Source organism: Pseudomonas sp. 1L-E-NC-VB-C3 (assembly GCF_057291535.1).
The window spans coordinates 1-23,282 of record NZ_JBXAWD010000015.1 but is presented as its reverse complement, the minus strand read 5'-3'; the positions used below and the strand labels follow the sequence as shown (position 1 = coordinate 23,282).

Annotated in this window: 20 protein-coding genes; 14 read left to right on the top strand and 6 right to left on the bottom strand. The window is 58.6% G+C overall.

Going from position 1 to position 23,282, the window contains the following annotated elements; translation table 11 throughout:
- The first annotated feature begins 66 nt into the window (after nucleotides 1-66).
- From AC0Z5Z_RS22000 to AC0Z5Z_RS21980, 5 genes are all read left to right on the top strand, one after another.
- On the top strand, nucleotides 67-909 hold the full coding sequence (locus AC0Z5Z_RS22000; RefSeq protein ID WP_252879697.1) for a protein kinase family protein: 843 nt from the start codon (nucleotides 67-69) through the stop codon (nucleotides 907-909).
- Nucleotides 910-1,003: 94 nt separating this feature from the next.
- Nucleotides 1,004-2,098: a hypothetical protein gene (locus tag AC0Z5Z_RS21995; protein ID WP_485611632.1), complete on the top strand. Its 1,095-nt coding sequence runs from the start codon at nucleotides 1,004-1,006 to the stop codon at nucleotides 2,096-2,098.
- A 78-nt stretch (nucleotides 2,099-2,176) separates the two neighbouring features.
- Entirely contained in the window at nucleotides 2,177-3,466 is a 1,290-nt protein-coding gene (locus tag AC0Z5Z_RS21990) for a M18 family aminopeptidase (RefSeq protein WP_016773748.1), read from the top strand.
- 192 nt (nucleotides 3,467-3,658) lie between these two features.
- Complete coding sequence (locus tag AC0Z5Z_RS21985; protein WP_016773747.1) at nucleotides 3,659-3,835, top strand: hypothetical protein; 177 nt, start codon at nucleotides 3,659-3,661, stop codon at nucleotides 3,833-3,835.
- 74 nt (nucleotides 3,836-3,909) lie between these two features.
- Nucleotides 3,910-6,066, top strand: coding sequence for a mechanosensitive ion channel family protein (locus AC0Z5Z_RS21980; RefSeq protein WP_041479310.1), 2,157 nt, complete (start codon nucleotides 3,910-3,912; stop codon nucleotides 6,064-6,066).
- A 47-nt stretch (nucleotides 6,067-6,113) separates the two neighbouring features.
- On the opposite strand, the gene AC0Z5Z_RS21975 is transcribed toward AC0Z5Z_RS21980, so the two are convergent.
- Complete coding sequence (locus tag AC0Z5Z_RS21975; protein ID WP_290127533.1) at nucleotides 6,114-6,389, bottom strand: bacteriocin immunity protein; 276 nt, start codon at nucleotides 6,387-6,389, stop codon at nucleotides 6,114-6,116.
- Complete coding sequence (locus tag AC0Z5Z_RS21970) at nucleotides 6,364-8,271, bottom strand: S-type pyocin domain-containing protein (RefSeq protein WP_485611631.1); 1,908 nt, start codon at nucleotides 8,269-8,271, stop codon at nucleotides 6,364-6,366. The genes AC0Z5Z_RS21975 and AC0Z5Z_RS21970 overlap by 26 nt, the downstream gene beginning before the upstream one ends.
- A 304-nt stretch (nucleotides 8,272-8,575) precedes the next feature.
- On the opposite strand from AC0Z5Z_RS21970, the gene AC0Z5Z_RS21965 reads away from it, so the two are divergent.
- The gene (locus AC0Z5Z_RS21965) at nucleotides 8,576-9,910 is read left to right on the top strand and encodes an amidohydrolase (protein WP_485611630.1); all 1,335 of its coding nucleotides are present in this window, start codon (nucleotides 8,576-8,578) and stop codon (nucleotides 9,908-9,910) included.
- Between the two features lie 529 nt (nucleotides 9,911-10,439).
- On the opposite strand, the gene phnR is transcribed toward AC0Z5Z_RS21965, so the two are convergent.
- Nucleotides 10,440-11,153: a phosphonate utilization transcriptional regulator PhnR gene (gene phnR / locus AC0Z5Z_RS21960; RefSeq protein WP_016773745.1), complete on the bottom strand. Its 714-nt coding sequence runs from the start codon at nucleotides 11,151-11,153 to the stop codon at nucleotides 10,440-10,442.
- Between the two features lie 349 nt (nucleotides 11,154-11,502).
- Here phnR and AC0Z5Z_RS21955 point away from each other — a divergent pair, with 349 nt between their 5' ends.
- The 6 genes from AC0Z5Z_RS21955 (at nucleotide 11,503) to AC0Z5Z_RS21930 (ending at nucleotide 16,861) form a co-directional block, all read left to right on the top strand.
- Nucleotides 11,503-12,570 carry an ABC transporter substrate-binding protein gene (locus AC0Z5Z_RS21955; RefSeq protein ID WP_041479304.1) on the top strand — a complete coding sequence of 356 codons (1,068 nt, stop codon included), beginning with the start codon at nucleotides 11,503-11,505 and terminating at the stop codon, nucleotides 12,568-12,570.
- A gap of 181 nt (nucleotides 12,571-12,751) precedes the next feature.
- Nucleotides 12,752-13,558, top strand: coding sequence for an alkaline phosphatase family protein (locus tag AC0Z5Z_RS21950; RefSeq protein ID WP_252869047.1), 807 nt, complete (start codon nucleotides 12,752-12,754; stop codon nucleotides 13,556-13,558).
- 5 nt (nucleotides 13,559-13,563) lie between these two features.
- The gene (locus AC0Z5Z_RS21945) at nucleotides 13,564-14,400 is read left to right on the top strand and encodes an ABC transporter permease (protein ID WP_162245414.1); all 837 of its coding nucleotides are present in this window, start codon (nucleotides 13,564-13,566) and stop codon (nucleotides 14,398-14,400) included.
- Complete coding sequence (locus AC0Z5Z_RS21940) at nucleotides 14,387-15,187, top strand: ABC transporter permease (RefSeq protein ID WP_460093937.1); 801 nt, start codon at nucleotides 14,387-14,389, stop codon at nucleotides 15,185-15,187. The genes AC0Z5Z_RS21945 and AC0Z5Z_RS21940 overlap by 14 nt, the downstream gene beginning before the upstream one ends.
- Nucleotides 15,184-16,173, top strand: a complete 990-nt coding sequence (locus AC0Z5Z_RS21935; RefSeq protein ID WP_150638743.1) for an ABC transporter ATP-binding protein — start codon at nucleotides 15,184-15,186, stop codon at nucleotides 16,171-16,173. Before AC0Z5Z_RS21940 ends, AC0Z5Z_RS21935 begins: the two co-directional genes overlap by 4 nt.
- Before the next feature lie 34 nt (nucleotides 16,174-16,207).
- Nucleotides 16,208-16,861 carry an HAD family hydrolase gene (locus AC0Z5Z_RS21930; RefSeq protein WP_485611629.1) on the top strand — a complete coding sequence of 218 codons (654 nt, stop codon included), beginning with the start codon at nucleotides 16,208-16,210 and terminating at the stop codon, nucleotides 16,859-16,861.
- A gap of 96 nt (nucleotides 16,862-16,957) precedes the next feature.
- Here AC0Z5Z_RS21930 and AC0Z5Z_RS21925 read toward each other — a convergent pair whose 3' ends face one another.
- Nucleotides 16,958-17,920, bottom strand: coding sequence for a zinc-binding dehydrogenase (locus AC0Z5Z_RS21925; protein ID WP_236169465.1), 963 nt, complete (start codon nucleotides 17,918-17,920; stop codon nucleotides 16,958-16,960).
- A gap of 138 nt (nucleotides 17,921-18,058) precedes the next feature.
- On the opposite strand from AC0Z5Z_RS21925, the gene AC0Z5Z_RS21920 reads away from it, so the two are divergent.
- The gene (locus AC0Z5Z_RS21920) at nucleotides 18,059-20,143 is read left to right on the top strand and encodes a carboxy terminal-processing peptidase (RefSeq protein WP_177434207.1); all 2,085 of its coding nucleotides are present in this window, start codon (nucleotides 18,059-18,061) and stop codon (nucleotides 20,141-20,143) included.
- A gap of 118 nt (nucleotides 20,144-20,261) precedes the next feature.
- Complete coding sequence (locus tag AC0Z5Z_RS21915; RefSeq protein ID WP_236169464.1) at nucleotides 20,262-22,043, top strand: bifunctional diguanylate cyclase/phosphodiesterase; 1,782 nt, start codon at nucleotides 20,262-20,264, stop codon at nucleotides 22,041-22,043.
- 127 nt (nucleotides 22,044-22,170) lie between these two features.
- Here AC0Z5Z_RS21915 and AC0Z5Z_RS21910 read toward each other — a convergent pair whose 3' ends face one another.
- Nucleotides 22,171-22,557, bottom strand: a complete 387-nt coding sequence (locus AC0Z5Z_RS21910; protein ID WP_263469732.1) for a hypothetical protein — start codon at nucleotides 22,555-22,557, stop codon at nucleotides 22,171-22,173.
- Nucleotides 22,554-23,282: RHS repeat-associated core domain-containing protein (locus tag AC0Z5Z_RS21905; RefSeq protein ID WP_485611628.1), on the bottom strand; the 729-nt coding region annotated here is incomplete at its 5' end. The genes AC0Z5Z_RS21905 and AC0Z5Z_RS21910, both read right to left, overlap by 4 nt.

Here is a 23,282-nt window from a genome sequence, read left to right as displayed (position 1 = left end):
ACTGTCATAAAATTGTAATCAAATATAAAATCATGGCACTTCGATATCAGGCAGGAGGCCTTTTCCGTGTTCTGCAGCAAAACACTTCAATCCGAATACCCGATCATCTACGCATTCGGTAACACGACCCTGCACTTGAGCGAAGCACCCAGCATCCAGGCACGCCAGGCCCTGGAGCAGCTCATTAAAAAACGCCGCGCGCACAAACTGACCCGGGCCAGCGCACCGTTGTCGTCCTGTGAAACACCACTATTTGCCAAGGTCCAGCCATTGGACACGTTCAAGGCAAAGGTGCGGGTGAGCCTGAACAAACCGCAACGCAACGGGCGCTTCGACTGGCCTCTCGAAGAGCTGATGAATTCCCTCGAAGCTCAGCGCCGGGGCGTGGAGATGCCTCCACTGAAGGGCTATGGCTATACCCGCAGCAGACTCGGCCTGACCGAGGAGTTCTTCCTGCTGACTCACCTGCTCGAAGGCCATATTGATGGGGCCGAGTGCATCAGACGCAATCCCGAAAACATCGAAGCCTTTATCCTCGACGCGTTTCAACTGCTCAGCTCGCTCGCCAGCAAGAACATCACCCACATGGATTTCTGGGTGGGCAACATCATGGTGCCCGAGCAAACGCAAAGGCCACTCAAAGCCATCGACTTTGAAAACTGCTTCGCAGGCCCGACCGCGCACGCAAGTGAAACACTCGGTTTTCAACTCGGCTTCTTCTATCGTCGGGATATCTACAAATTCATCACCGAAGCCGCCTACGATCGCCTGGTAGATCAATACCTCAGTGCATTGCCTGGCTTATCGAGAGACAGGTTCGAGGCTGTCTATCAGTTGAGCAAACATGAGTACGTCGGTCGCAAGCAACGCCGTGAAGTCTTCCTCTCTGGCAGATTGATCACCGGTTGACGCCCTCCCTGGCAACACTTTGAAGCAAGTGTCCGGCCTGCAAATCAGCGGAGCAATACGGTAAACTCGCGCCCCCCGCCGTATGGAGCCGCTTATGCGCGAAGCCTTCCCCCCCCTGGAAAAAGTACCGCACCAGCTGCTCTACCTGATCTATGGCGACAAAGACGTTTATCGGCGCGAGGCGAAATTCAGCATCCTCACCGCCCTGGCACAACTGCAGCCAGGTGAATCATTGTGCATCCGAGTCCTGACCGATCGTCCGCAGGACTATGCCGGCTGGCCGGTCGAGACCGTCCCTTTGAGCGAGCAGACCCTGATCCAGTGGCAGGGCGAGAACGGCTACCACCACCGCCGCAAAGCGTGCGCCATTGCACTGGGCCTGACACTCGCCGAAAAAACCCTGTTCGTCGACACCGACACGCTGTTTCTCGATTCGCCGCACCGGCTGTTCAGCATGATCACGCCCGGCCGTTACGTGATGGACCGCTTCGAATATGACTGGAGTTACGTCTGTAACCGGGCGGACTACGAAAAACTCGCGCGCTGCCTGCAAGTCCACGGCATCTCGTCGACGAACAGCTTCAAGCTCTACAACAGCGGCTTGTGCGGCGTCACCGATGGCGATGCAGCGCTGCTGGAGAAATCGGTCCGGCTGATCGATGAGTGGACGCAGGACCCGTTCGACATCCATACGATCGAACAGATTGCACTGTCGTTTGCCATGCGCGACCAGCCGATCCAGGAAGCGAAGAAATTCGTCTATCACTACTTCGCCGACAAAAACTTCTTCCACGCCATGCAGAAACATTTTTTCGCCCGTTACGGCGAGGCCTTCCACCCCGAACTGCCAGAGCTGTGCAACGAGGTTCCGCGCAGCAAACCCGTTCCCTCAACCTGGGACCGTCTGCGCATCAAGTGGAAACTGCGCAAAAAGCGCGGCGGCATGAAGAAAGTCGGCCGGGCGTTGCTGTTCGGCAGTGCTGCACCTGCCCACCCGTATTACGAGATCTGCCGTCACGAATGGTGGGAATCGGCGTCGCGGGAAATCCTGCGTTGGGACAGCGTCACGCAAAAGGCCTTCTTCGGCAGCGGCAAGGGCTGGCCGAAGCACCTGCCGAAACCTGCCAGAAAGGATGATCAACAAGCCATCATTGCCTACCTGCGCAAGCGCATCGATCAGCACTCCTGAGCGTGCTTGCGCAAACCACTTGCCCAATGGCGCTGAGTGATGCGTTAAACTGCCGCCCATTGCTGTCTGGAGTTTCTTATGCGCGCAGAGTTGAACCAGGGCCTGATCGACTTTCTCAAGGCCTCCCCTACCCCGTTCCACGCCACCGCCAGCCTCGTTCAGCGTCTGGAGGCCGCCGGTTATGTACGCCTCGACGAGCGCGAGCCATGGTCCACCGAGGCCAACGGCCGCTATTACGTCACCCGTAACGACTCCTCGATCGTCGCGATCAAAATGGGCCGCAACTCGCCACTGCACGACGGTATCCGTCTGGTCGGCGCTCACACCGACAGCCCGTGTCTGCGGGTCAAGCCGCAACCGGAACTGCAACGTCAGGGCTTCTGGCAACTGGGCGTCGAAGTCTACGGCGGCGCGCTGCTGGCGCCATGGTTCGACCGCGATCTGTCGCTGGCCGGCCGCGTGACCTTCCGCCGTGACGGCAAGGTCGAGAGTCAGTTGATCGACTTCAAGGCACCCATCGCGATCATTCCCAACCTGGCCATTCACCTCAACCGTGAAGCCAACCAGGGCTGGGCGATCAACGCGCAGACCGAACTACCGCCGATCCTGGCGCAATTCGCCGGTGACGAGCGCGTCGATTTCCGCGCCGTGCTCACCGACCAACTGGCCCGCGAACACGGTTTGAACGCCGACGTGGTCCTGGATTACGAGCTGAGTTTCTACGACACGCAAAGCGCTGCGGTGATCGGCCTGAACGGCGATTTCATTGCCGGTGCGCGTCTGGACAACCTGCTGTCGTGCTACGCCGGCCTGCAAGCGTTGCTCACCGCCGAAACCGACGAGACCTGCGTGCTGGTCTGTAACGACCACGAAGAAGTCGGCTCGTGCTCGGCGTGCGGTGCCGACGGCCCGATGCTCGAACAGACTCTGCGCCGCCTGCTGCCAGAAGGCGACGAGTTCGTCCGCACCATTCAGAAATCCCTGCTCGTGTCGGCCGACAACGCCCACGGCGTGCATCCCAACTATGCAGACAAGCACGACGCCAATCACGGCCCGAAACTCAACGCCGGCCCGGTGATCAAGGTCAACAGCAACCAGCGCTACGCCACCAATAGCGAAACTGCCGGTTTCTTCCGCCACCTGTGCATGGCCGAAGAAGTCCCGGTGCAAAGCTTCGTGGTGCGCAGCGACATGGGCTGCGGCTCGACCATCGGCCCGATCACCGCCAGCCATCTGGGCGTGCGCACCGTCGACATCGGCCTGCCGACCTTCGCCATGCATTCGATTCGCGAGCTGTGCGGCAGCCATGACCTGGCGCATCTGGTCAAAGTGCTCAGTGCGTTCTATGCCAGCCGTGAATTGCCGTAACGGCTGACAAGCTTCGCGAGCAGGCTCGCTCCCACAATGGAATGCCATTCACCTGTGGGAGCGAGCCTGCTCGCGAAATCGCCTGTGCAGACAGCAGAATCCTCCCGGCCTGATGCATTCCTGAGCCACATCACACCCCGCCTCGAAAACCCGCCTAGACTGCAAACATCCCCCACAGACAAGGCAGTCTTCATGATCTCGATGTCCTCCTTCCACGCCATGCTCATTCCCATCCTCAGCGGAATGATCCTGCTGGCCATCGGCTTCAACTTCCGCGACAAGAACGCCGGGGTGTTCGCCATGTGGATCGGCATGCTGATGATCCTCGCCACGGTGGTCTACAAGATCCTCGCCAAACTCAACGAATGACCGCGCCCGGCTCGCATTGAGCCAAAGGGCCTCGTACACTCCAGCGCATCCGCCTATCGCGAGGTTGTCTTCTGGTGTTCGCTCGTCTTTTTGCTTTGCCCGGTCTGCTGCTTGTCTGCCTGATGACGCTGCTGCCGCTGGCGCCCGCCCAAGCGGTCGGTCTGCCCGGCCTGCTCAACACTTCCAAACCGCAGCCTGAAGCCGTGGAACCCCTCGGCCAGTCACTGGACGAGGTGATCAAGTCGCTGGAAAACGACAAGCAACGCGCGCAGTTGCTCAGCGATCTGAAGAAGCTGCGCGACGCTACGAAGAAAGCTCAAGCCACCCCGGAAGAAGGCGTGCTGGGCCTGATCGGCGGCACCCTCGCCAGCTTCGAAAAACAGTTTTCCGGCGCCGACAGCCCGCTCACCCGCTGGTCCAACGAATTCGACCTGGCCAAGGACGAACTGACCAGCAAGCTGCTGCCGGCCAATGAATGGCTGCCGATCATTTTCGGTTTCGCGGTGATCCTGATGGTCTGGAGCCTGCTCGCCGCCGCGCTGATCTGGCTCAGCCACCGCGTGCGTCTGCGCTTCGGCCTCACCGAAGAACTGCCGCAACACCCCAAGGCCCTCGACATGCTGCGCTTTGCCCTGCGCAAGCTCGGGCCGTGGCTGATCGCATTGGTGATGACGGTGTACATGAGCTACGTGCTGCCGTCTTCGCTGGGCAAAAGCCTGGCGATGGTGCTGGCCTATGCCTTGGTGGTCGGCACCTGTTTCTCGGCGATCTGCGTGATCGCCTTCTCCCTGCTCGACGGCCCGCATCGCCATCGCGCGCTGTACATCCTGCGTCATCAGGCGTTTCGGCCGCTGTGGCTGATCGGCAGCTTCGCCGCGTTCGGTGAAGCGCTGAGCGATCCGCGTCTGGTCGAGAGCCTGGGCGTACATCTGGCGCACACCGCCGCGACCACGGCCAATGTGCTTGCGGCGCTGTCGACCGGCCTGTTCATTCTGCGATTCCGCCGACCGATCGCGCACCTGATCCGCAACCAACCGCTGTCACGCCGCCTGACCCGCCGCGCCCTCAGCGACACCATCGAGATCCTCGGCACCTTCTGGTACGTGCCGGCACTGGTGCTGGTCGGCATCTCGCTGTTCGCCACGTTTGTCTCCGCCGGCGACACCAGCACCGCGCTGCGCCAGTCGCTGATCTGCACGGTGCTGCTGGTGTTGTGCATGGTTATCAACGGCCTCGTGCGCCGCCATTCGCTGAAACCGCAACGCGGGCCGAAACGCCATGCGCTGTATTCGGAGCGACTGAAAAACTTCTTCTACACCCTGACGCATTTGCTGGTGTGGCTGATCTTCATCGAACTGGGCCTGCGCGTCTGGGGCCATTCGCTGATCGCGTTCGCCGAAGGCGATGGCCATGACATCAGCGTCAAACTGTTCAGCCTGATCGGCACGCTGATTTTCTCCTGGCTGATCTGGATCCTCGCCGACACCGCCGTGCACCACGCCCTCACCCGCTCGCGCAAAGGCCTGGCGAATGCACGGGCGCAGACGATGATGCCGTTGATCCGCAACGTGCTGTTCGTGGCGATTTTCATCATCGCGCTGATCGTCGCGTTGGCGAACATGGGCATGAACGTCACACCGCTGCTGGCCGGTGCCGGCGTGATCGGTCTGGCCATCGGCTTCGGCGCGCAGTCGCTCGTCGCTGACCTGATCACCGGCCTGTTCATCATCATCGAAGACTCGCTGGCCATCGACGACTACGTCGACGTTGGCGGCCACCTCGGCACCGTCGAAGGTCTGACCATCCGCACCGTACGCCTGCGCGACATCGACGGCATCGTCCACACCATCCCGTTCAGCGAAATCAAAAGCATCAAGAACTACTCGCGGGAATTCGGCTACGCGATCTTCCGCGTCGCCGTGCCATACAACATGGAAATCGACGACGCGATCAAACTGATGCGCGACGTCGGCCAGAAGATGCGCAGCGATCCGTTGCAGCGCCGCAATATTTGGTCGCCGCTGGAGATTCAGGGTGTGGAAAGTTTCGAGTCCGGCAGCGCGATTCTGCGCGCACGGTTCAAGACTGCGCCGATCAAGCAGTGGGAAGTTTCCCGGGCGTTCAATTTGTCGCTGAAAAGGCAACTGGATGAGGCGGGGCTGGATCTGGCGACACCAAGGATGAGTGTGCAGGTGATTACGCCTGGGGTGGAAATCAAAAAGGAAAGCTGAACAGAGATGGCCCCCTATTGGCAGGTAATACCAATAGGGGGTTGCTTTTATTTATCTTTGAAACCGGGTTTACCATTAGCGGAACGCCAGTTTTTCACCTCCAATACAACATTTTCAGGCCCATCCTTACCTTCCTCCGGGTAGTAAATCAAATCGTAACCAGATGGATGTTCAACTAGCCGAGAGAACTCAAGAATGGCAGCAATTTGTTGCTTCTCTGTTGTAAACCCGGAATCATATATTTTCCTGACAAACTCAAGAAAATCTTCCTCTCTCATATCCTGTATCGACCTCATATCAAAGCCCTTTATGAATTTCAACATGCGCTTTCGGGGTAACGATATTTATGTTGTCAGCATTATATAAATCCCCTCCCTCGGCCAAGCCGACCTTATGATGCAGTTCGTATTTCACTCTTGCTCCTGCTGAATCGTTCATTCTAACTATCGGGGCTTTGCCCTTTTTCATTTCGTTCAAACTTGTTTCATTAAATAAGTCAGCCAGTTTTTCGTCATTGAAAACAGCTTTCCAGAATGTTTCTCTGAATGCTCTGAAACTGTTGAACTGACGACCCCGTAACTGATCAGCAATGTGCGATGGGATTGGCGCCCCATCACCCTGCGCAGCAGCCCCTAGCCATCCACCCGCAACCGGCGCTCCATGACCACTCGCCACCCCTGGATCATTGCGTCGATCCCGGAACATGACGTACTGCGGTGGCAGGCCCGATTCCGACGGGAAGACCAGAATGAAGTCGTCGAAACGAATGCTGCCCCGCCCTGGGTGAGCGTCGATCCGTCCTTCAATCGGCACGAGGTTGCCGCCGATATATCGAGGTGGGGACGGATTCTCGATGGGGAACAGCGTTGAACTGTCTGCCGGCGTTACTGCGGGAGTCCAGACCGCGGTTGTCGACGGGATGTCAGTGAGGGTCGCGCTGTAAGTGTTGTTCCCTGCGTTGAAATCAGCTGCAACCACGCGAACGCCGGAAGGCCGTTTTGTCCCCGCTACCGGAACGACAAGCAGTTCGGCGAGAGAGCCCGTCAGCGGCCGGGCGCTCAAACGTACCGGCAGATTCAGTCGTGCTCTTTCGCTTGCCAGCCTGTCCAGATCAGGCAGTTGACCGGGCAGCAGATCTGCCAGTGGGAGGCTGAGCAGAAAGCGTTCAGGCAACTCTCCATTGCCCAACACCGGGGAATAGACAAACGCACTCACCCCCACCATCAGCCCGGACGCCGCGCCGGCAGCCACCTCCGATAAACCGGCCACCGCCGCGCGAATCGAAGCGGCAAAACCCGCCATCAGGTTGTCGGCAATCGCGACCGCACCAGCGGACGTCGCAAATACCAGTTGGGCGTGGCTGGTATTGCCCTGAAAGCGCAACAGGCTACTGTGCCCACCGGAGGTGTCCTGCCGGCGCTTTTCCTCAGCAACCCTGCGTGCTTCGGCCTCAGCCTCAAGCGCTGCCTGTTCCTCGGCACGCTTGCGCTCTAGTGCCTCAGCCGCCAAACGGGCCTGTTCCTCTTCGAGCCGCCTGATTTCATCGGCCGCGGCCTGCCGCGCCAGCTCCTCCGCCTGCCGCCGCGCCTGCTCCTGAGCGACGCGGGCCTGTTCCTGTGCAACCTGCCTGGCGTATTCCGCCGCCAACCGCGCCTGCTCCTGAGCGATCCGCTCGGCTTCCTGCGCTTGCACCACGGCAATCATGCCCTTGACCGTGGCCGACTGGCTGTTCAACACGCCAATGCCTTCAACCAGTAACTTGGCGTTGAACAGAGCGCTATAAGCCTGCCGTACGCTGACGCTGGCGCTTCGCCGATTGACTTGCGGTAAGCGGCCTCCGTTGAAAAAGGTTTCAACCTGGGCGTGGCCGAAACGTTCGATGGCCACGTCCTTGGCCACCAAAAGCGCACCAAACTTCCTGGCGATCAGGGAATCCCTGAATTGCATCTCCCGCGCCAGCGCATCCATAGGCGGCAAGACACTTTGATCACCTGCTGCCCGCGCTTCTGCCAGTTCCTTTTCAATGACCTGAGCAATATTCCTGGAAGTATCTTTATAGATACTTTCCATATCGAGTATTTCACCCAACGGCGCAAAGTTAATGCCTGGTCCCGAGCCGTCCCCGGCACCTAAATAATGTAAATATTCATCTTGTTTATCCGGACGCACAACAATCGGCGGAAGCGTTATTCCATTACGCTGCATTTATAAGTCCTCCATGGACAATAGTTTTGTCGCACTGACCCGTTATCCTCAAACAGCCAATAACGTGACCGGCACCTGGAGAAATTTATGGAAATAGATGTTGTGCGGTGCGGTACATGGTTATCGCCCGCGTTTTATCTGTCACGCCGGACGGAACTGATAAAGCGGTAGGAGTTTTCGCTGATAAATTATGCTCAAACGTAAATCTGTCGGAGCGCATAGCGCTTTCCGGACCCGATCGCACTTGCGTGCAAAGCCTTTGTCACAGGCAAGGAAGCCAACAACAATAATCAAGGAGAAGCCCATGCAACTGACGCGCATTGCCCAGACCCTTTTGCTCACCCTGGTCGCCAGCCACGCCAGTGCCGCGACGATGGACAGCGCCCGCACGCGCATCGCCGAGCAGGCGCAGAAGCTCGAGCCGGAGCTGCTGGAAACCCGCCGCGACCTTCACGCTCATCCAGAACTTGGCAACACTGAAAAACGCACCGCTGAACTGGTCGCCAAACAGCTGCAAGCCATGGGCCTGGAAGTGAAAACCGGCGTCGCCCGCACCGGCGTTGTCGCCATTCTCAAAGGCGCCCTGCCCGGCCCGACCGTCGCCCTGCGCGCCGACATGGACGCGCTGCCGGTCAAGGAAGTCTCCGACTTGCCGTTCGCTTCGAAAGCCAAAGGCACGTATCTGGACAAGGAAGTCGACGTCATGCACGCCTGCGGCCACGACGCCCACACCGCCATCCTGCTCAGCGCAGCGAAAATTCTGACGGGCATGCGCGACACCCTGCCCGGCACCGTCGTCTTCTACTTCCAGCCCGCCGAAGAAGGCCCGAGCGACTTCATTCCCGACGGCAAAAACACCTGGGGCGCGAAGATGATGGTCGAGGAAGGCGTAATGAAATCGCCGAAACCAGACGCGGTGTTCGGGCTGCATGTCTGGGCCGGCGTCCCCGCCGGCCAGATCGCCTACCGCCCCGGCCCGACCCTGGCCAGCTCCGACGACCTGCGCATCAAGATCCACGGCAAACAAACCCACGCCGGCCGCCCCTGGGATGGCATCGACCCAATCACCGTCGGCGCGCAAACCATCGTCGGCCTGCAAACCGTGGTCAGCCGCCGCACCGACATTTCCTCTTACCCGTCGGTGGTCAGCATCGGCACCATCAACGGCGGCACCCGCTACAACATCATCCCCGAATCACTCGACATGACCGGCACCATCCGCTCCTACGACTACGGCATCCGCCAGAAACTGCACAGCGACGTACGCCAGACCATCGAGAAAATCGCCGAAAGCGGCGGCGCCAAAGCCGACGTCACCATCATCGAAAAATACGACCCGACGATTAACAACCCGGCACTGACCGAGAAAATGCTGCCGACATTGAAGTGGGCGGCCAAGGATGATGTGGTGCAGGGACCGATGGTGGGTGGGGCGGAAGATTTCTCGTTCTTCGCCAAGGAAGCGCCGGGACTGTTTGTGTTTCTTGGAGTGACCCCGAGGGACCAGGACATGAGCAAAGCCGCGCCGAATCACAATCCGGGGTTCTTTGTGGATGAGTCGGCGTTGGTGGTTGGGGTGAGGACATTGGCGTCATTGGCGACGGATTATCTGTATGGGAATGCGAGGGTGGGCAAGTAGAGAGGGGTTGACTGTGGGGGCGCTTTCGCGAGCAGGCTCGCTCCCACAGGGATTAAGTACATCCGACAGAGATTGGTCGGCTGACAGGCCGCCTTCGCGAGCAGGCTCGCTTCCCACAGAAAAGCGAAAGCAAAAACAAAAGATCGCAGCCTTCGGCAGCTCCTACACACGATGAGCGTTAGCTCGAGCACCGCTTTTGATCTTGATCTCGGAGCCCGTCGGCAGGCTGAGTGGAGGGATTGAACCGGGCGTGGGAGCGCAGCGACCGTACGACGCAGTCGTACACAGCGAGTGTAGGTGCAGCGAAGCAAACCGGAGCCGCTGCGCCAGGATCGATCCCGCAGCGAAGGAACCCCGAGCCCCAGCGAGCGGGCCGAACGTCAGGGCGCAGCCTTTTGGTTACTTTTTGGCGTTTGAAAAAGTGACCCGCCGTAAGGGCGGAACCATAAGAAGCCGTTACCGCAGCAACGGATATTCACCCAAACCCCCAAAACCTGGTCGGCCCAAAGGCCGCCAAGGTCAAAAAAGATCAAACCACATCAACCCCTACGTGAATCGCATCATGCCGCCAAAACTCCAGATCACAATCAATCAGCCGCCCATGCTGATCATAATTGACCCGAGCAATCCTCAATCCCGGACTCCCCACCGACACCCGCAAAGCCGCCGCCGCATCGACAGATAAAGACGTAGGCACAATCTCAAACCGCACCCGCCCATAGTGCAAATCGAAATGCCGCGCATACAACTCAGTGATCGACTGATTCAAATCGAACTCAAGAATCCCCGGAAAAAACTGCGGATTCAGATAGTGCTCCACATACAACACCAGTCGCCCATCAATGCGCCGCGAGCGGCAAATCTGAATCACGCTCGACAAAGCCGGCAGCTGCAACCACGCACACACCGCCGCCGAAGCCGGCTGCAACCGCGCCGAAATCACCTCGGTTGACGGCTCACGCCCCTGCGCACTGACCATCGCGTGAAAATGACTGCGCTGCATCAGGTTGTACGCCAGACGCGGCGGCGACACGAACCAGCCGCGCCGCTCCTCACGATAAATCTGCCCTTGCGCCTCCAATTGCAACAGCGCTTCACGCACAGTGATCCGCGTCGTCCCGAACAACTCGCTGAGCTTGCGTTCAGCGGGCAACTTGCTCCCGGCCGCCAGCAAACCATGATCGATCTGCTCCTGCAGCACCTGGCCAATCGCTGTCACCGCTTTCGTTGCCTCATCGCGCATCAACGTTACCTATCTGGACTAGACCAGCACTGTTTCAGGGCAAATCCGGGCGCTGCTCAGAGCGCTTTCGTGTGTTGCAAGCCTAGGCAGTGCAGATGACCGACAGATGACAAAACTACCCAACGGTCGTTTTCACGGCTTGCAATACATCGGCCAAGTCCCTTGCGTATCGGGCCTGCGTCATGGTCTACGCTTGTTTGGCAACGGCCAATCCCGGGCGGAGAAAAGATCAGCCACAAGGCCATCGACATCAAAATGTCATCCAGCCCGCCTAAATTGGCTCAGGTATTGCTGACCTAGACCAACCCAACCGCAATCGCAGCGTTGAACACGACCAAGGAGCTTCGGAATGAAACAGCTTTTCCTGGCAACACTGTTAGGCTCGACCATTGCAATGTGCAGCGCCGCCATGGCGGCCGACACCGATCTGAAAACCCTCGAAGCCGCTGCGAAAGCGGAAGGCGCCGTCAATAGCGTCGGCATGCCCGACAACTGGGCCAACTGGAAAGGCACCTGGGATGATCTGGCTGCGAATTACGGCTTGAAACACATCGACACCGATATGAGTTCGGCTCAGGAAATCGCCAAGTTCGCCGCTGAAAAAGACAACGCCACCGCCGATATCGGCGACGTCGGTGCTGCCTTCGGCCCGATCGCGGTCAAGCAAGGCGTGGTGCAACCGTACAAGCCAAGCACCTGGGATCAGATTCCGGACTGGGCCAAGGACAAGGACGGCAACTGGGCACTGGCCTACACCGGCACCATCGCCTTCATCGTCAACAAGAAGCTGCTGAACGGCTCCGACGTGCCGACCAAATGGGCTGACCTGAAAACCGGTAAATACAAAGTCTCCATCGGCGACGTGAGCACTGCTGCCCAGGCCGCCAACGGTGTCCTCGCTGCCGCACTGGCCAATGGCGGTGACGAGAAAAACATCAAGCCTGCACTGCTGTTGTTCGCCGACCTCGCCAAACAGGGTCGTCTGTCGATGGCCAACCCGACCATCGCCACTATGGAAAAAGGCGAGATTGAAGTCGGCGTGGTCTGGGACTTCAATGGCCTGAGCTACAAAGCCAAGATGGCCAACCCGGATGATTACGTAGTGCTGATTCCATCCGACGGCTCGGTGATTTCCGGCTACACCACGATCATCAACAAGTACGCGAAAAACCCCAATGCCGCCAAGCTGACGCGCGAATACATCTTCAGCGACGCCGGCCAGACCAACCTCGCCCGCGGCAACGCCCGGCCGATCCGCGCCGAACACCTGCAACTGCCGGAAGACGTGAAAGCCAAACTGCTGCCGAACGAGCAATACAAAAACGTTACGCCAGTCAAGGACGCCGACGCGTGGGAAAAGACCTCCAAAGCCCTGCCGCAGCAGTGGAACGAAGAAGTCATCGTAGAGATGAAGTAATCCTGTGATCCCCCTGTTCGGGATCCGCTGAAGATCCGAATGTGGGAGCGAGCCTGCTCGCGAAGGCGGCGCGTCAGTCGACATCACTGTTGAATGATGTATTGCATTCGCGAGCGGGTTCGCTCCCACAGGGGATCGGGTTGATTTCGGAATATCTGAATTTCGCGGAGTTCTTGCCCCTATGAAGCACAACGTCATCCTTGTCGTGCTCGACGGCCTCAACTACGAGGTTGCGTGTCACGCCATGGGGCATCTGCAGGCTTATGTTGGCGCAGGACGCGCGGCGCTCTATCAACTGGAGTGCGAATTGCCCGCCCTGTCCCGACCGCTTTACGAATGTATCCTCACCGGCGTGCCACCGATCGACAGCGGCATCGTTCACAACAATGTCTCGCGCCTGTCAAACCAGCGCAGCATCTATCACTACGCCCGCGATGCCGGGCTGAAAACCGCCGCTGCGGCGTATCACTGGGTCAGCGAGTTGTATAACCGCTCACCGTTCGTGGCCGCGCGCGACCGCCACACCGACGATCCGACATTGCCGATCCAGCACGGGCATTTCTACTGGAACGACCATTATCCGGATTCGCACCTGTTCGCCGACGCGGAGAACCTGCGCCTGCGTCATGCGCCGGATTTCCTCCTGATCCACCCGATGAATATCGACGACGCCGGCCACAAGCACGGCCTCGACAGCGCGCAATACCGCAACAGCGCGCGCTCGGCTGACGTCATCCTCGCCGACTATCTGCAGACCTGGCTCGACGCAGGTTATCAGGTGCTGGTGACCGCCGACCACGGCATGAACAACGATCGCTCGCACAACGGCCTGCTGGCGGAAGAACGTCAGGTGCCGCTGTTCGTCCTCGGCGAGGCGTTCAGCCTCAACCCTGATGTCACACCGAAGCAGACCGAGCTCTGCGGCACGGTTTGCGAGCTGCTCGGCGTGCCCCACGACAAACCTGTGTGCCGGGAGCTGCTCAAGTGAATGCCATGACTCGCGGCAAATGGCTCGCGGCGCTGTGTCTGGTGCCTTTCGCGCTGTTCTTTATCGTCTTCGAAATCGCCCCGCTGGTCTGGGTGATGATCAACAGCCTGCAATCGGAAGAGTCCGGCTGGGGCCTGGCCAATTTCAGCAAGATCTTCGGTTCGAAGTTCTATCGGCAGGCAATCCAGTACAGCCTGGAGATCAGTTTCTGGTCGAGCGTATTCGGCATCATCATCGCCGTGCTTGGTGCGTATTCACTACGCCGCGTCGATTCGAAGCTGCGCAACTTCGTGAATGCCTTCGCCAACATGACCAGCAATTTTGCCGGCGTGCCGCTGGCGTTCGCGTTCATCATCCTGCTCGGTTTCAACGGCAGCATCACCATCATGCTCAAGCAGTCGGGGATCATTCAGGACTTCAACCTGTATTCGAAAACCGGCCTGATCATCCTCTACACCTACTTCCAGATTCCCCTCGGCGTGCTGCTGCTCTATCCGGCTTTCGACGCTCTGCGTGAAGACTGGCGCGAGTCCGCCGCACTGCTCGGCGCCAACGGCTGGCAGTTCTGGCGGCACATCGGCCTGCCAGTATTGACCCCGGCGTTGCTCGGCACGTTCGTGATCCTGCTGGCCAACGCCCTCGGCGCCTACGCCACGGTTTATGCGCTGACCACCGGCAACTTCAACGTTCTGCCGATCCGTATTGCGGCGATGGTCTCCGGCGACATTTCCCTTGATCCGAACCTGGCCAGCGCGCTGGCCGTGGTGCTCGTGGCGCTGATGACCATCGTCACCGTCGTGCATCAATTGCTGTTGAAGAGGAGCTACCATGTCTCGCGCTGAATCCGGCCCGGCCGGCGTCTACCACCGCGTCGTGGTCTATCTGCTGTTCGCCATTCTGCTGTTGCCGCTGCTGGGCACGCTGCTCTATTCGATCGCCAGCAGTTGGTCGGCGACCATTCTGCCGAGCGGCTTCACCTTCAAGTGGTACATCCAGCTGTGGAGCGATCCGCGCTTTCTCCACGCATTCGGGCAGTCGCTGATCGTCTGCGTCGGCGCGCTGGTGTTATCGGTGGTGCTGATCCTGCCGCTGCTGTTTGTCGTGCATTACTACTTTCCGAAACTCGATGCGCTGATGAACATCCTCATCCTGCTGCCCTTCGCGGTGCCGCCGGTGGTGTCCTCGGTGGGGCTGCTGCAGCTCTACGGTTCCGGGCCGATGGCGATGGTCGGCACACCATGGATTCTGATCGGCTGCTACTTCACCGTGGCGCTGCCGTTCATGTACCGCGCGATCACCAACAACCTGCAAGCGATCAACCTGCGCGACCTGATGGACGCCGCTCAACTGCTTGGCGCCAGCACTTTTCAAGCGGCGTTTCTGGTGGTGCTGCCGAACTTGCGCAAAGGCCTGATGGTGGCGCTGCTACTGTCTTTCTCGTTCCTCTTCGGTGAGTTCGTGTTCGCCAACATCCTCGTCGGCACGCGCTACGAAACCTTGCAGGTGTACCTGAACAACATGCGCAACAGCAGCGGTCACTTCACCAGTGCGCTGGTCATTTCGTATTTCTTTTTCGTGCTGGTCCTGACCTGGATCGCCAACATCTTGAACAAGGACAAAAGCGAATGAGCTACGTCAGCGTCCGACACCTGCAGAAAAGTTATGCCGGCACCACGGTGTTCAGCGACATCGATTGCGAAATCAACAAAGGCGAGTTCGTCACCCTGCTCGGCCCGTCCGGGTGCGGCAAGTCGACTTTGCTGCGTTGCATCGCCGGCCTGACCCCGGTGGATGGCGGCAAGATCCTCCTCGACGGTGTCGACCTCGTGCCGTTGAGCCCACAGAAACGTGGCATCGGTATGGTCTTTCAAAGCTACGCGCTATTCCCCAACATGACCGTCGAACAGAACGTCGCCTTCGGCCTGCGCATGCAAAAGGTCAACGCCGATGACAGCCACAAGCGCGTCTCTGAAGTGTTGAAACTGGTTGAACTGCACGACTTCGCCAGCCGCTATCCGCATCAACTGTCAGGTGGGCAGTGCCAACGTGTCGCCCTCGCCCGGTCGCTGGTGACCCGCCCGCGCTTGTTGCTGCTGGATGAGCCGCTGTCGGCGCTCGACGCACGGATTCGCAAACACCTGCGCGAACAGATTCGTCAGATCCAGCGCGAACTCGGCCTGACCACGATCTTCGTCACCCACGATCAGGAAGAAGCGCTGACCATGTCGGACCGGATTTTCCTGATGAACCAGGGAAAGATCGTCCAGAGCGGCGACGCCGAAACCCTCTACACCGCTCCGGTCGATGTATTCGCCGCCGGCTTCATCGGCAACTACAACCTGCTCGACGCAGATGCCGCCTCGAAGCTGTTGCAACGGCCGGTCAACCATCGCATCGCCATCCGCCCGGAAGCCATCGAACTGAGCCTTGACGGCGAACTCGACGCGCAGATCCGCAGCCACAGCCTGCTCGGCAACGTCATTCGCTATCGCGTCGAAGCGCGCGGGGTGGAACTGGTGGTCGACGTACTCAACCGCTCCGCCGCCGATCTGCATCCCGACGGACAACGCCTGGCACTTTCCATCGATCCGACGGCCCTGTGTGAGGTAGCCTGATGACTTTGCTGACGTTGAAGAGAGAACTGCACTGATGGCCATGGCAATTTTTGATCTGGACGAAACGTTGATCCACGGCGACTGCGCCACCCTCTGGAGCGAGCAGATGGGGCGCCTGGGCTGGGTCGATCCCGAGTCGTTCATGCGCAAGAACAACGAACTGATGGACGCCTACAGCCATGGCAAATTACGCATGGAAGATTACATGGCGTTCAGCCTCGAACCGCTGATCGGCCGTACGCCAGAAGAAGTCGAGCACCTGGTCGGGCCGTGGGTTGAAGACTTTATCGAACCGATCATCTTCAGCGACGCGACCAAAACCATCGCCGCGCACCGCAAGGCCGGCGACCGGATTCTGGTGATCTCGGCGTCGGGCACGCACCTGGTCAGACCGATTGCCGATCGACTCGGCATCGACGAGATTCTAGGGATTGAACTGGAAGTCGCGCACGGCGTTTACAGCGGCCATACCGTGGGCACGTTGACCTACCGCGAAGGCAAGATCACTCGCCTGCTGGAATGGCTGGACGCCGAAGAAGAAAACCTCGAGGGCGCGAGTTTCTATTCCGATTCGCGCAATGACTTGCCGCTGCTGTTGAAAGTGGATTTTCCACACGTGGTCAATCCGGATCCGGTGCTACTCGAGCACGCGGAAAAATCCGGCTGGCCGATCCACCTCTGGAAATAAAAGCAAAAGATCGCAGCCTTCGGCAGCTCCTACTTTTGGAATGCGTGCCTCTGTAGGAGCTGCCGAAGGCTGCGATCTTTTGACCTTGCTTTGCTGTCAGCTCAAACCCTCATTGATCACCAACACCAACTTGCCCGCCACCGTATTGCTCGCCAGTTCGGCAAACGCTGCTTCGGCATCCTTCACCGCAAAGGCTCTGGCCAATTGCGGACGCAAGCGGCCCTCGGCAAACAGCGGCCACACATGCTGGCCCAGATCACTGAGCAGATCGGCCTTGAATTGATCGCTACGGCTGCGCAACGTCGAACCGAGCAGTTGCACACGCTTGGCCAACACCTGCGCCAGATCCATCTTCGCCTCGCGCCCGCCCATCAAACCGATCAGCACCCAACGTCCGTCCAGCGCCATCAGCTTGAGGTTCAGCGCCGCATAATTGCCGCCCACCGGGTCGAGAATCACATCGAACGGCCCGAAGTCGCGCAGGCTTTCAATTTCATCGGTGCGCACCACGCCGCCCTGCGCACCCAACGCTTCGCAGTAAGCCAGGCGTTCGGCGGAACCGACGCTGACCCAGCACGGGTTGCCGAAGGCTTTGCACAGCTGAATGGCGGCTGAACCGATTCCACTTGCGCCGGCGTGCAGGAGAATTTTCTCACCGGGTTTCAGCGCTGCAAGTTGAAACACATTCAGCCAGACGGTGGCGTACACCTCGGGCAATGCCGCCGCCTCGATCAGCGAAATACCTTCGGGCACCGGCAGCACATGCCGTCCGTCGACGACCACCTCTTCAGCCATGCCGCCCCCGGCCAGCAAGGCGCAGACCCGGTCACCGACTTGCCAGGACGAGCCCGCGCCGACCTCGCTGATCACCCCGGAGCACTCAAGACCAAGCACTTGGCTGGCCCCGGCTGGTGGCGGATAAAGCCCTGCTTTCTGTAATAAATCGGCGCGATTGAGGCCGGCTGCCGCCACCCGGATGCGGACTTGTCCTACATCGCACGTCGGACTCGGCTCTTCAACCCATGCCACTTGACCTTCAACGCCTTGCAATGCCTTCACACTGCCTCCATAGTGAGTCTGGACTGAGCCCGAAGCTGTAGCGCCGGGCTTTTTGCATTATGCGACCGGCTCTCAAAGAACCGGCGACTTCAAAGACGGCCTAATATGCGTTATCAATTGTCCCCGCGTCGAATCAGCATGAAGCATCTGCTCCCCAGCACCGCCCTCGCTCTTTTCATCGGTATCGGCCTGTTGCCGGTGTCGGGCACCACATTCGCAGCCAACAGCTGGGACAAGTTGCAGCCTGATCGCGATGAAGTCATCGCCAGCCTGAACGTCGTCGAGTTGCTCAAGCGTCACCACTACAGCAAGCCGCCGCTCGATGATGCGCGCTCGGTGATCATCTACGACAGCTACATCAAGCTGCTCGACCCGTCGCGCAGCTATTTCATGGCCAGCGACATCGCCGAATTCGACAAGTGGAAGACCCAGTTCGACGACTTCCTCAAAAGCGGCGACCTCAACGCCGGGTTCACCATCTACAAGCGCTATCTGGACCGCGTCAAAGCGCGTCTGGACTTCGCCCTTGCCGAGCTGAACAAAGGCGTCGACAAGATGGACTTCAACACCAAGGAGACCTTGCTGATCGATCGCAAGGACGCGCCTTGGCTCAAGTCCACCGCGGAACTCGACGACCTCTGGCGCAAACGCGTCAAGGACGAAGTGCTGCGCCAGAAGATCGCCGGCAAAGACCCGAAGCAGATCCAGGAAACCCTGACCAAGCGCTACAAGAATCAGCTGGCGCGCCTCGACCAGACCCGTGCCGAGGACATTTTCCAGGCGTACATCAACACCTTCGCCATGTCCTACGACCCGCACACCAACTATCTGTCGCCGGATAACGCGGAAAACTTCGACATCAACATGAGTCTGTCCCTCGAGGGCATCGGTGCCGTGTTGCAGAGCGACAACGATCAAGTGAAGGTCGTGCGTCTGGTGCCGGCAGGCCCGGCGGACAAGACCAAGCAGGTCGCTCCGGCCGACAAGATCATCGGCGTTGCCCAGGGCAACAAGGAAATGGTCGACGTGGTCGGCTGGCGTCTGGACGAAGTGGTCAAATTGATTCGCGGTCCGAAAGGCACCGTGGTGCGTCTGGAAGTCATTCCGGCGAGCAATGCGCCGAACGACCAGACCACCAAGATCGTGCCGATCACTCGTGAAGCAGTGAAACTCGAAGATCAGGCCGTGAAGAAGTCGATCCTCAGCCTGAAACAGGACGGCAAGGACTACAAACTTGGCGTGATCGAGATCCCGGCCTTCTACCTCGACTTCAAGGCATTCCGTGCCGGCGATCCGGACTACAAGAGCACCACTCGCGACGTCAAGAAGCTGCTCACCGAGTTGCAGAAGGACAAAGTCGACGGCGTGGTCATCGACCTGCGCAACAACGGCGGCGGCTCCCTGCAGGAAGCCACCGAGCTGACCAGCCTGTTCATCGACAAAGGTCCGACCGTACTCGTGCGTAACGCCGACGGCCGTGTCGACGTGCTCGAAGATGAAAACCCGGGCGCGTTCTACAAAGGCCCGATGGCGCTGTTGGTCAACCGCCTGTCCGCCTCGGCCTCGGAGATCTTCGCCGGCGCCATGCAGGACTACCACCGCGCATTGATCATCGGCGGCCAGACTTTCGGTAAAGGCACTGTGCAAACCATTCAGCCGCTGAACCACGGCGAACTGAAACTGACCCTGGCCAAGTTCTACCGTGTCTCCGGGCAGAGCACCCAGCATCAGGGCGTACTGCCGGACATCGACTACCCGTCGCTGATCGACACCAAGGAAATCGGCGAAAGTGCCCTGCCGGAAGCCATGCCGTGGGACACCATTCGCGCGGCGATCAAACCGGCGGCCGATCCGTTCAAGCCGTTCCTCGCCCAGTTGAAGTCCGAACATGACTCGCGCACCAACAAGGATGCCGAGTTCGTGTTCATCCGCGACAAGCTGGCCCTGGCGCAGAAACTGATGGAAGAAAAAACCGTCAGCCTCAACGAAGCCGATCGTCGTGCCCAGCACGCCGACATCGACGCCAAGCAACTGGCGATGGAGAACATCCGTCGCAAGGCCAAAGGCGAAGAACCGCTCAAAGAGCTGAAGAAAGAAGACGAAGACGCACTGGCCGCTGCCGAGCCGGACAAGGTCAAACCAGAAGACGATGCCTACCTGAGCGAAACCGGGCGCGTGCTGCTGGATTACCTGAAACTGAGCAATCAGGTGGCCAAGAAGTAAGTGATGGCAATTTAGTGCTGACGATCCCCGGATCGTCATCAAACAGTCATCATTCTGTCGTGCAATAAAGGACCGGGAGCAAGCGCTCCCGGTCCTTTTTTTATCGCCAGAGACTGCCATGACCACGACCGAACAGCTGAGCGCCTTGAGCTCGATCCTGACTCAAAGCGGTTTACACAGCCTGTTCCAGCCGATCATCTGTCTTTCCGAACGCCGCATTCTCGGTTACGAAGCCCTCACCCGTGGCCCGTCCAACAGCCCTCTTCACTCTCCGATTGCCCTGTTCGCCGTGGCGCGACAGGCTGGTCGATTGAGTGAACTGGAAATCGCCTGCCGACAAAGCGCCTGCCGACGGTTCAATGAGCAGCAACTGCCGGGCAAGCTGTTCCTTAACGTGTCTCCAGAATCCTTGCTCGAAGCCGCGCACCAACCCGGGCGTACGTTGCAACTGCTGCAGGACTTGGGCATTGCGCCGAGCCAAGTGGTCATCGAGCTCACCGAGCAGACGCCAATCGATGACTTCCAGTTGCTGCAAACCGCCCTGCATCACTACCGGGCGATGGGTTTTTCCATTGCGCTGGACGACTTGGGCGCAGGGTATTCGAGCCTGCGCCTGTGGTCGGAATTGCGTCCGGATTACGTGAAGATCGACCGGCACTTCATTGATGGCATTCATCAGGATGCGTTGAAAAGAGAGTTTGTCGGTTCGATTCTGCAAATTGCCAAAGCCTCGCGCGCGCAAGTCATCGCCGAGGGCATCGAGCTACCGGAAGAACTCGCGGTGCTGACTGAAATGGGCGTCGACCTGGTGCAGGGCTACCTGCTCGGCCGCCCTCAGGAACATCCGTCCCGCGACGCTCGCGCGATGATGCCCAAACACGACAGCAGCGCCGTCGCACTGAATGACGAAGGCAGCGACCTCAGCGCCCTGCTCAACGACCAGCCCGCCGTGCAACGCGATACGCCCACCGCGACGGTACTGGAAGCCTTTCGCCGCCAGGCCAACCTCAATTCGCTCGCGGTGCTCGACGAACAAGGCCAGCCTTGTGGCATCGTCCATCGCCATTCCCTGTCCGACGCACTGCTCAAACCGTTTGCCACGGACTTGTTTGCACGTAAACCGATCAGCCGCCTGATGAACGATGATTTCCTCGCCGTGGAAATCAGCCAGTCGCTGCAGCAAGTCAGCCGCCTGATCACCAGCCGCGCCCGCCAGCGCATCGAAGAAGACTTCATCATCACCCTCAACGGCGGTTATCTAGGCCTCGGCCGAGTGATCGACGTGCTGAAACTGATCACCGAACTGAAAATCCAGCAGGCGCGCTACGCCAATCCCCTCACCCTGCTGCCGGGCAACGTACCGATCCAGCAGTGCCTCACCCGCCTGCTGCAACAGGCCCGCGAATCGATCATCTGCTACGTCGACATTGACAGCTTCAAACCCTTCAACGACATCTACGGCTACGGTCGCGGCGACGAAGTCCTGCTCTGCCTCGCCCAATGCCTCAACGAACGCATCGACCCCACCCGCGACTTCGTCGGCCACATCGGCGGCGACGACTTCCTCCTCGTCCTCGGCCCCGAAGACTGGCGCAAACGCCTCAACCAACTGCTCGACGACTTCCAGAGCCAGTGCCGCCGGTTCTATCGGCCCGAGCATCTGGAAGCCGGTTGTTTTGTAGCGCCAAACCGACAGGGTGTGCGGCAAGAATTTGCGTTGTTGTCGTTATCGATCGGGGTGGTGCATTTGCGACCTGAAGCTTGTGCAACGCTTGATGCCAGCCAGCTTGCGGAGATGGCTTCGCAGGCTAAGCATCATGCGAAGGGGGTTGTGGGGTTTAGTGTGTATTTGCTCGATGCTATAGCGCCTCCGGCCCAGACATCACAGCTAGTTGGTTAAACCCCAGCACAGTAGCGCATCATGAACTCCATGTAGTTCACAATCATAATCTAGCGATCACATGCCCCCTCTTAAGACACGCAAGGGTACTAAGTAGTGACTACTAATTCTCAATCTATCGGACTACTCAAATCGGATACCCGCACCGCCATGGAGGGCAGAATAATTCCGGATCGATCGCGAGCCGTTCCAAAACCGTATAGATATCCTCCTCAGAATTAACGGGTACAAAGTTTAATATCACGATATCCCGATCATCAATACCATCGCTGGAGCCAATTTCTTCAATAGCCACAGTAAACACTACAATCGAAAACCTGAACCCTTTCGATTTATGAATAAAATCGTAATATTGATGCGGATCGCCTGAGAAAGAATATTTGTAATTAGCATATATTGAGACCCACTTTCGACTTGAGTGATCTTTGCACGGAAGTTCTTGTGCAATATTGTCGTAGCTCGTCCCTTCGAGTCCATACCATACGCTACGAGCGATTTTCTTCTGCTGTTTCATATTTGACCTGCAAATGAGTTTGGCCAGTAAATTCGGATTACTTTGCCGTCCTTTGGATGTAATTGTAGATGAGGCATGACAGCATGCGGATCGTCAGGACTATGATTTGCCATGTAAACTTTTCGATTCACAACATTAGATACAGCTGTGTCATCCCAGTGATAGTACGATTCTTTCCCAAAGGGCGTTTGGAAATAGTCTTTGGCGGTAACGGAATTGAACTCTTCAGCATTCTTATATCCTTGACCTAAATATTTCCCTCTGAACAATTCTTCAGCTTCAGCTCGACTGTTAACAGTAACGTCCTTAGCACCTTGATCCAGCAGCGCAGAAGCTCGTTTAACGCTAGGACTCGACCATTCTATATCCGGTGGAAGAGGTTCTCTGGTATCAACCTTTGCATTCCCGCATGGTGCCGTTGGATTCCCTTTTCCGTCTCCATCTGGCGGGCATCCGTTCAACCCCAACGGATCCACCCACCCCGTCGGATTCGGCACGTACTGATACTGATTCAACCCACCCGCGAGCTTCACCGGATCCGGCGTCAGATACCGCCCAAGCCTCGGGTCGTAATACCGATGCCGGTTGTAATGCAATCCGCTTTCAACATCGAAGTACTGCCCCTGAAAGCGCAGCGGTTGGTCGAGGTAGTCTTCGCCGGCGAGGGTGACGGCGGCGACTTTGCCGTAGGCGTCGTATTGCGCGGACCAGACGATTTCGCCGCT

Bases quoted from the DNA above. Each gene is read 5' to 3' on its own strand.
- AC0Z5Z_RS21995 (WP_485611632.1), top strand. From the start codon at position 1,004: ATGCGCGAAGCCTTCCCCCCCCTGGAAAAAGTACCGCACCAGCTGCTC.
- AC0Z5Z_RS21990 (WP_016773748.1), top strand. From the start codon at position 2,177: ATGCGCGCAGAGTTGAACCAGGGCCTGATCGACTTTCTCAAGGCCTCC.
- AC0Z5Z_RS21985 (WP_016773747.1), top strand. From the start codon at position 3,659: ATGATCTCGATGTCCTCCTTCCACGCCATGCTCATTCCCATCCTCAGC.
- AC0Z5Z_RS21975 (WP_290127533.1), bottom strand. From the start codon at position 6,389: ATGTTGAAATTCATAAAGGGCTTTGATATGAGGTCGATACAGGATATG.
- AC0Z5Z_RS21970 (WP_485611631.1), bottom strand. From the start codon at position 8,271: ATGCAGCGTAATGGAATAACGCTTCCGCCGATTGTTGTGCGTCCGGAT.
- AC0Z5Z_RS21965 (WP_485611630.1), top strand. From the start codon at position 8,576: ATGCAACTGACGCGCATTGCCCAGACCCTTTTGCTCACCCTGGTCGCC.
- phnR (WP_016773745.1), bottom strand. From the start codon at position 11,153: ATGCGCGATGAGGCAACGAAAGCGGTGACAGCGATTGGCCAGGTGCTG.
- AC0Z5Z_RS21955 (WP_041479304.1), top strand. From the start codon at position 11,503: ATGAAACAGCTTTTCCTGGCAACACTGTTAGGCTCGACCATTGCAATG.
- AC0Z5Z_RS21950 (WP_252869047.1), top strand. From the start codon at position 12,752: ATGAAGCACAACGTCATCCTTGTCGTGCTCGACGGCCTCAACTACGAG.
- AC0Z5Z_RS21945 (WP_162245414.1), top strand. From the start codon at position 13,564: ATGACTCGCGGCAAATGGCTCGCGGCGCTGTGTCTGGTGCCTTTCGCG.
- AC0Z5Z_RS21940 (WP_460093937.1), top strand. From the start codon at position 14,387: ATGTCTCGCGCTGAATCCGGCCCGGCCGGCGTCTACCACCGCGTCGTG.
- AC0Z5Z_RS21935 (WP_150638743.1), top strand. From the start codon at position 15,184: ATGAGCTACGTCAGCGTCCGACACCTGCAGAAAAGTTATGCCGGCACC.
- AC0Z5Z_RS21930 (WP_485611629.1), top strand. From the start codon at position 16,208: ATGGCCATGGCAATTTTTGATCTGGACGAAACGTTGATCCACGGCGAC.
- AC0Z5Z_RS21920 (WP_177434207.1), top strand. From the start codon at position 18,059: ATGAAGCATCTGCTCCCCAGCACCGCCCTCGCTCTTTTCATCGGTATC.
- AC0Z5Z_RS21915 (WP_236169464.1), top strand. From the start codon at position 20,262: ATGACCACGACCGAACAGCTGAGCGCCTTGAGCTCGATCCTGACTCAA.
- AC0Z5Z_RS21910 (WP_263469732.1), bottom strand. From the start codon at position 22,557: ATGAAACAGCAGAAGAAAATCGCTCGTAGCGTATGGTATGGACTCGAA.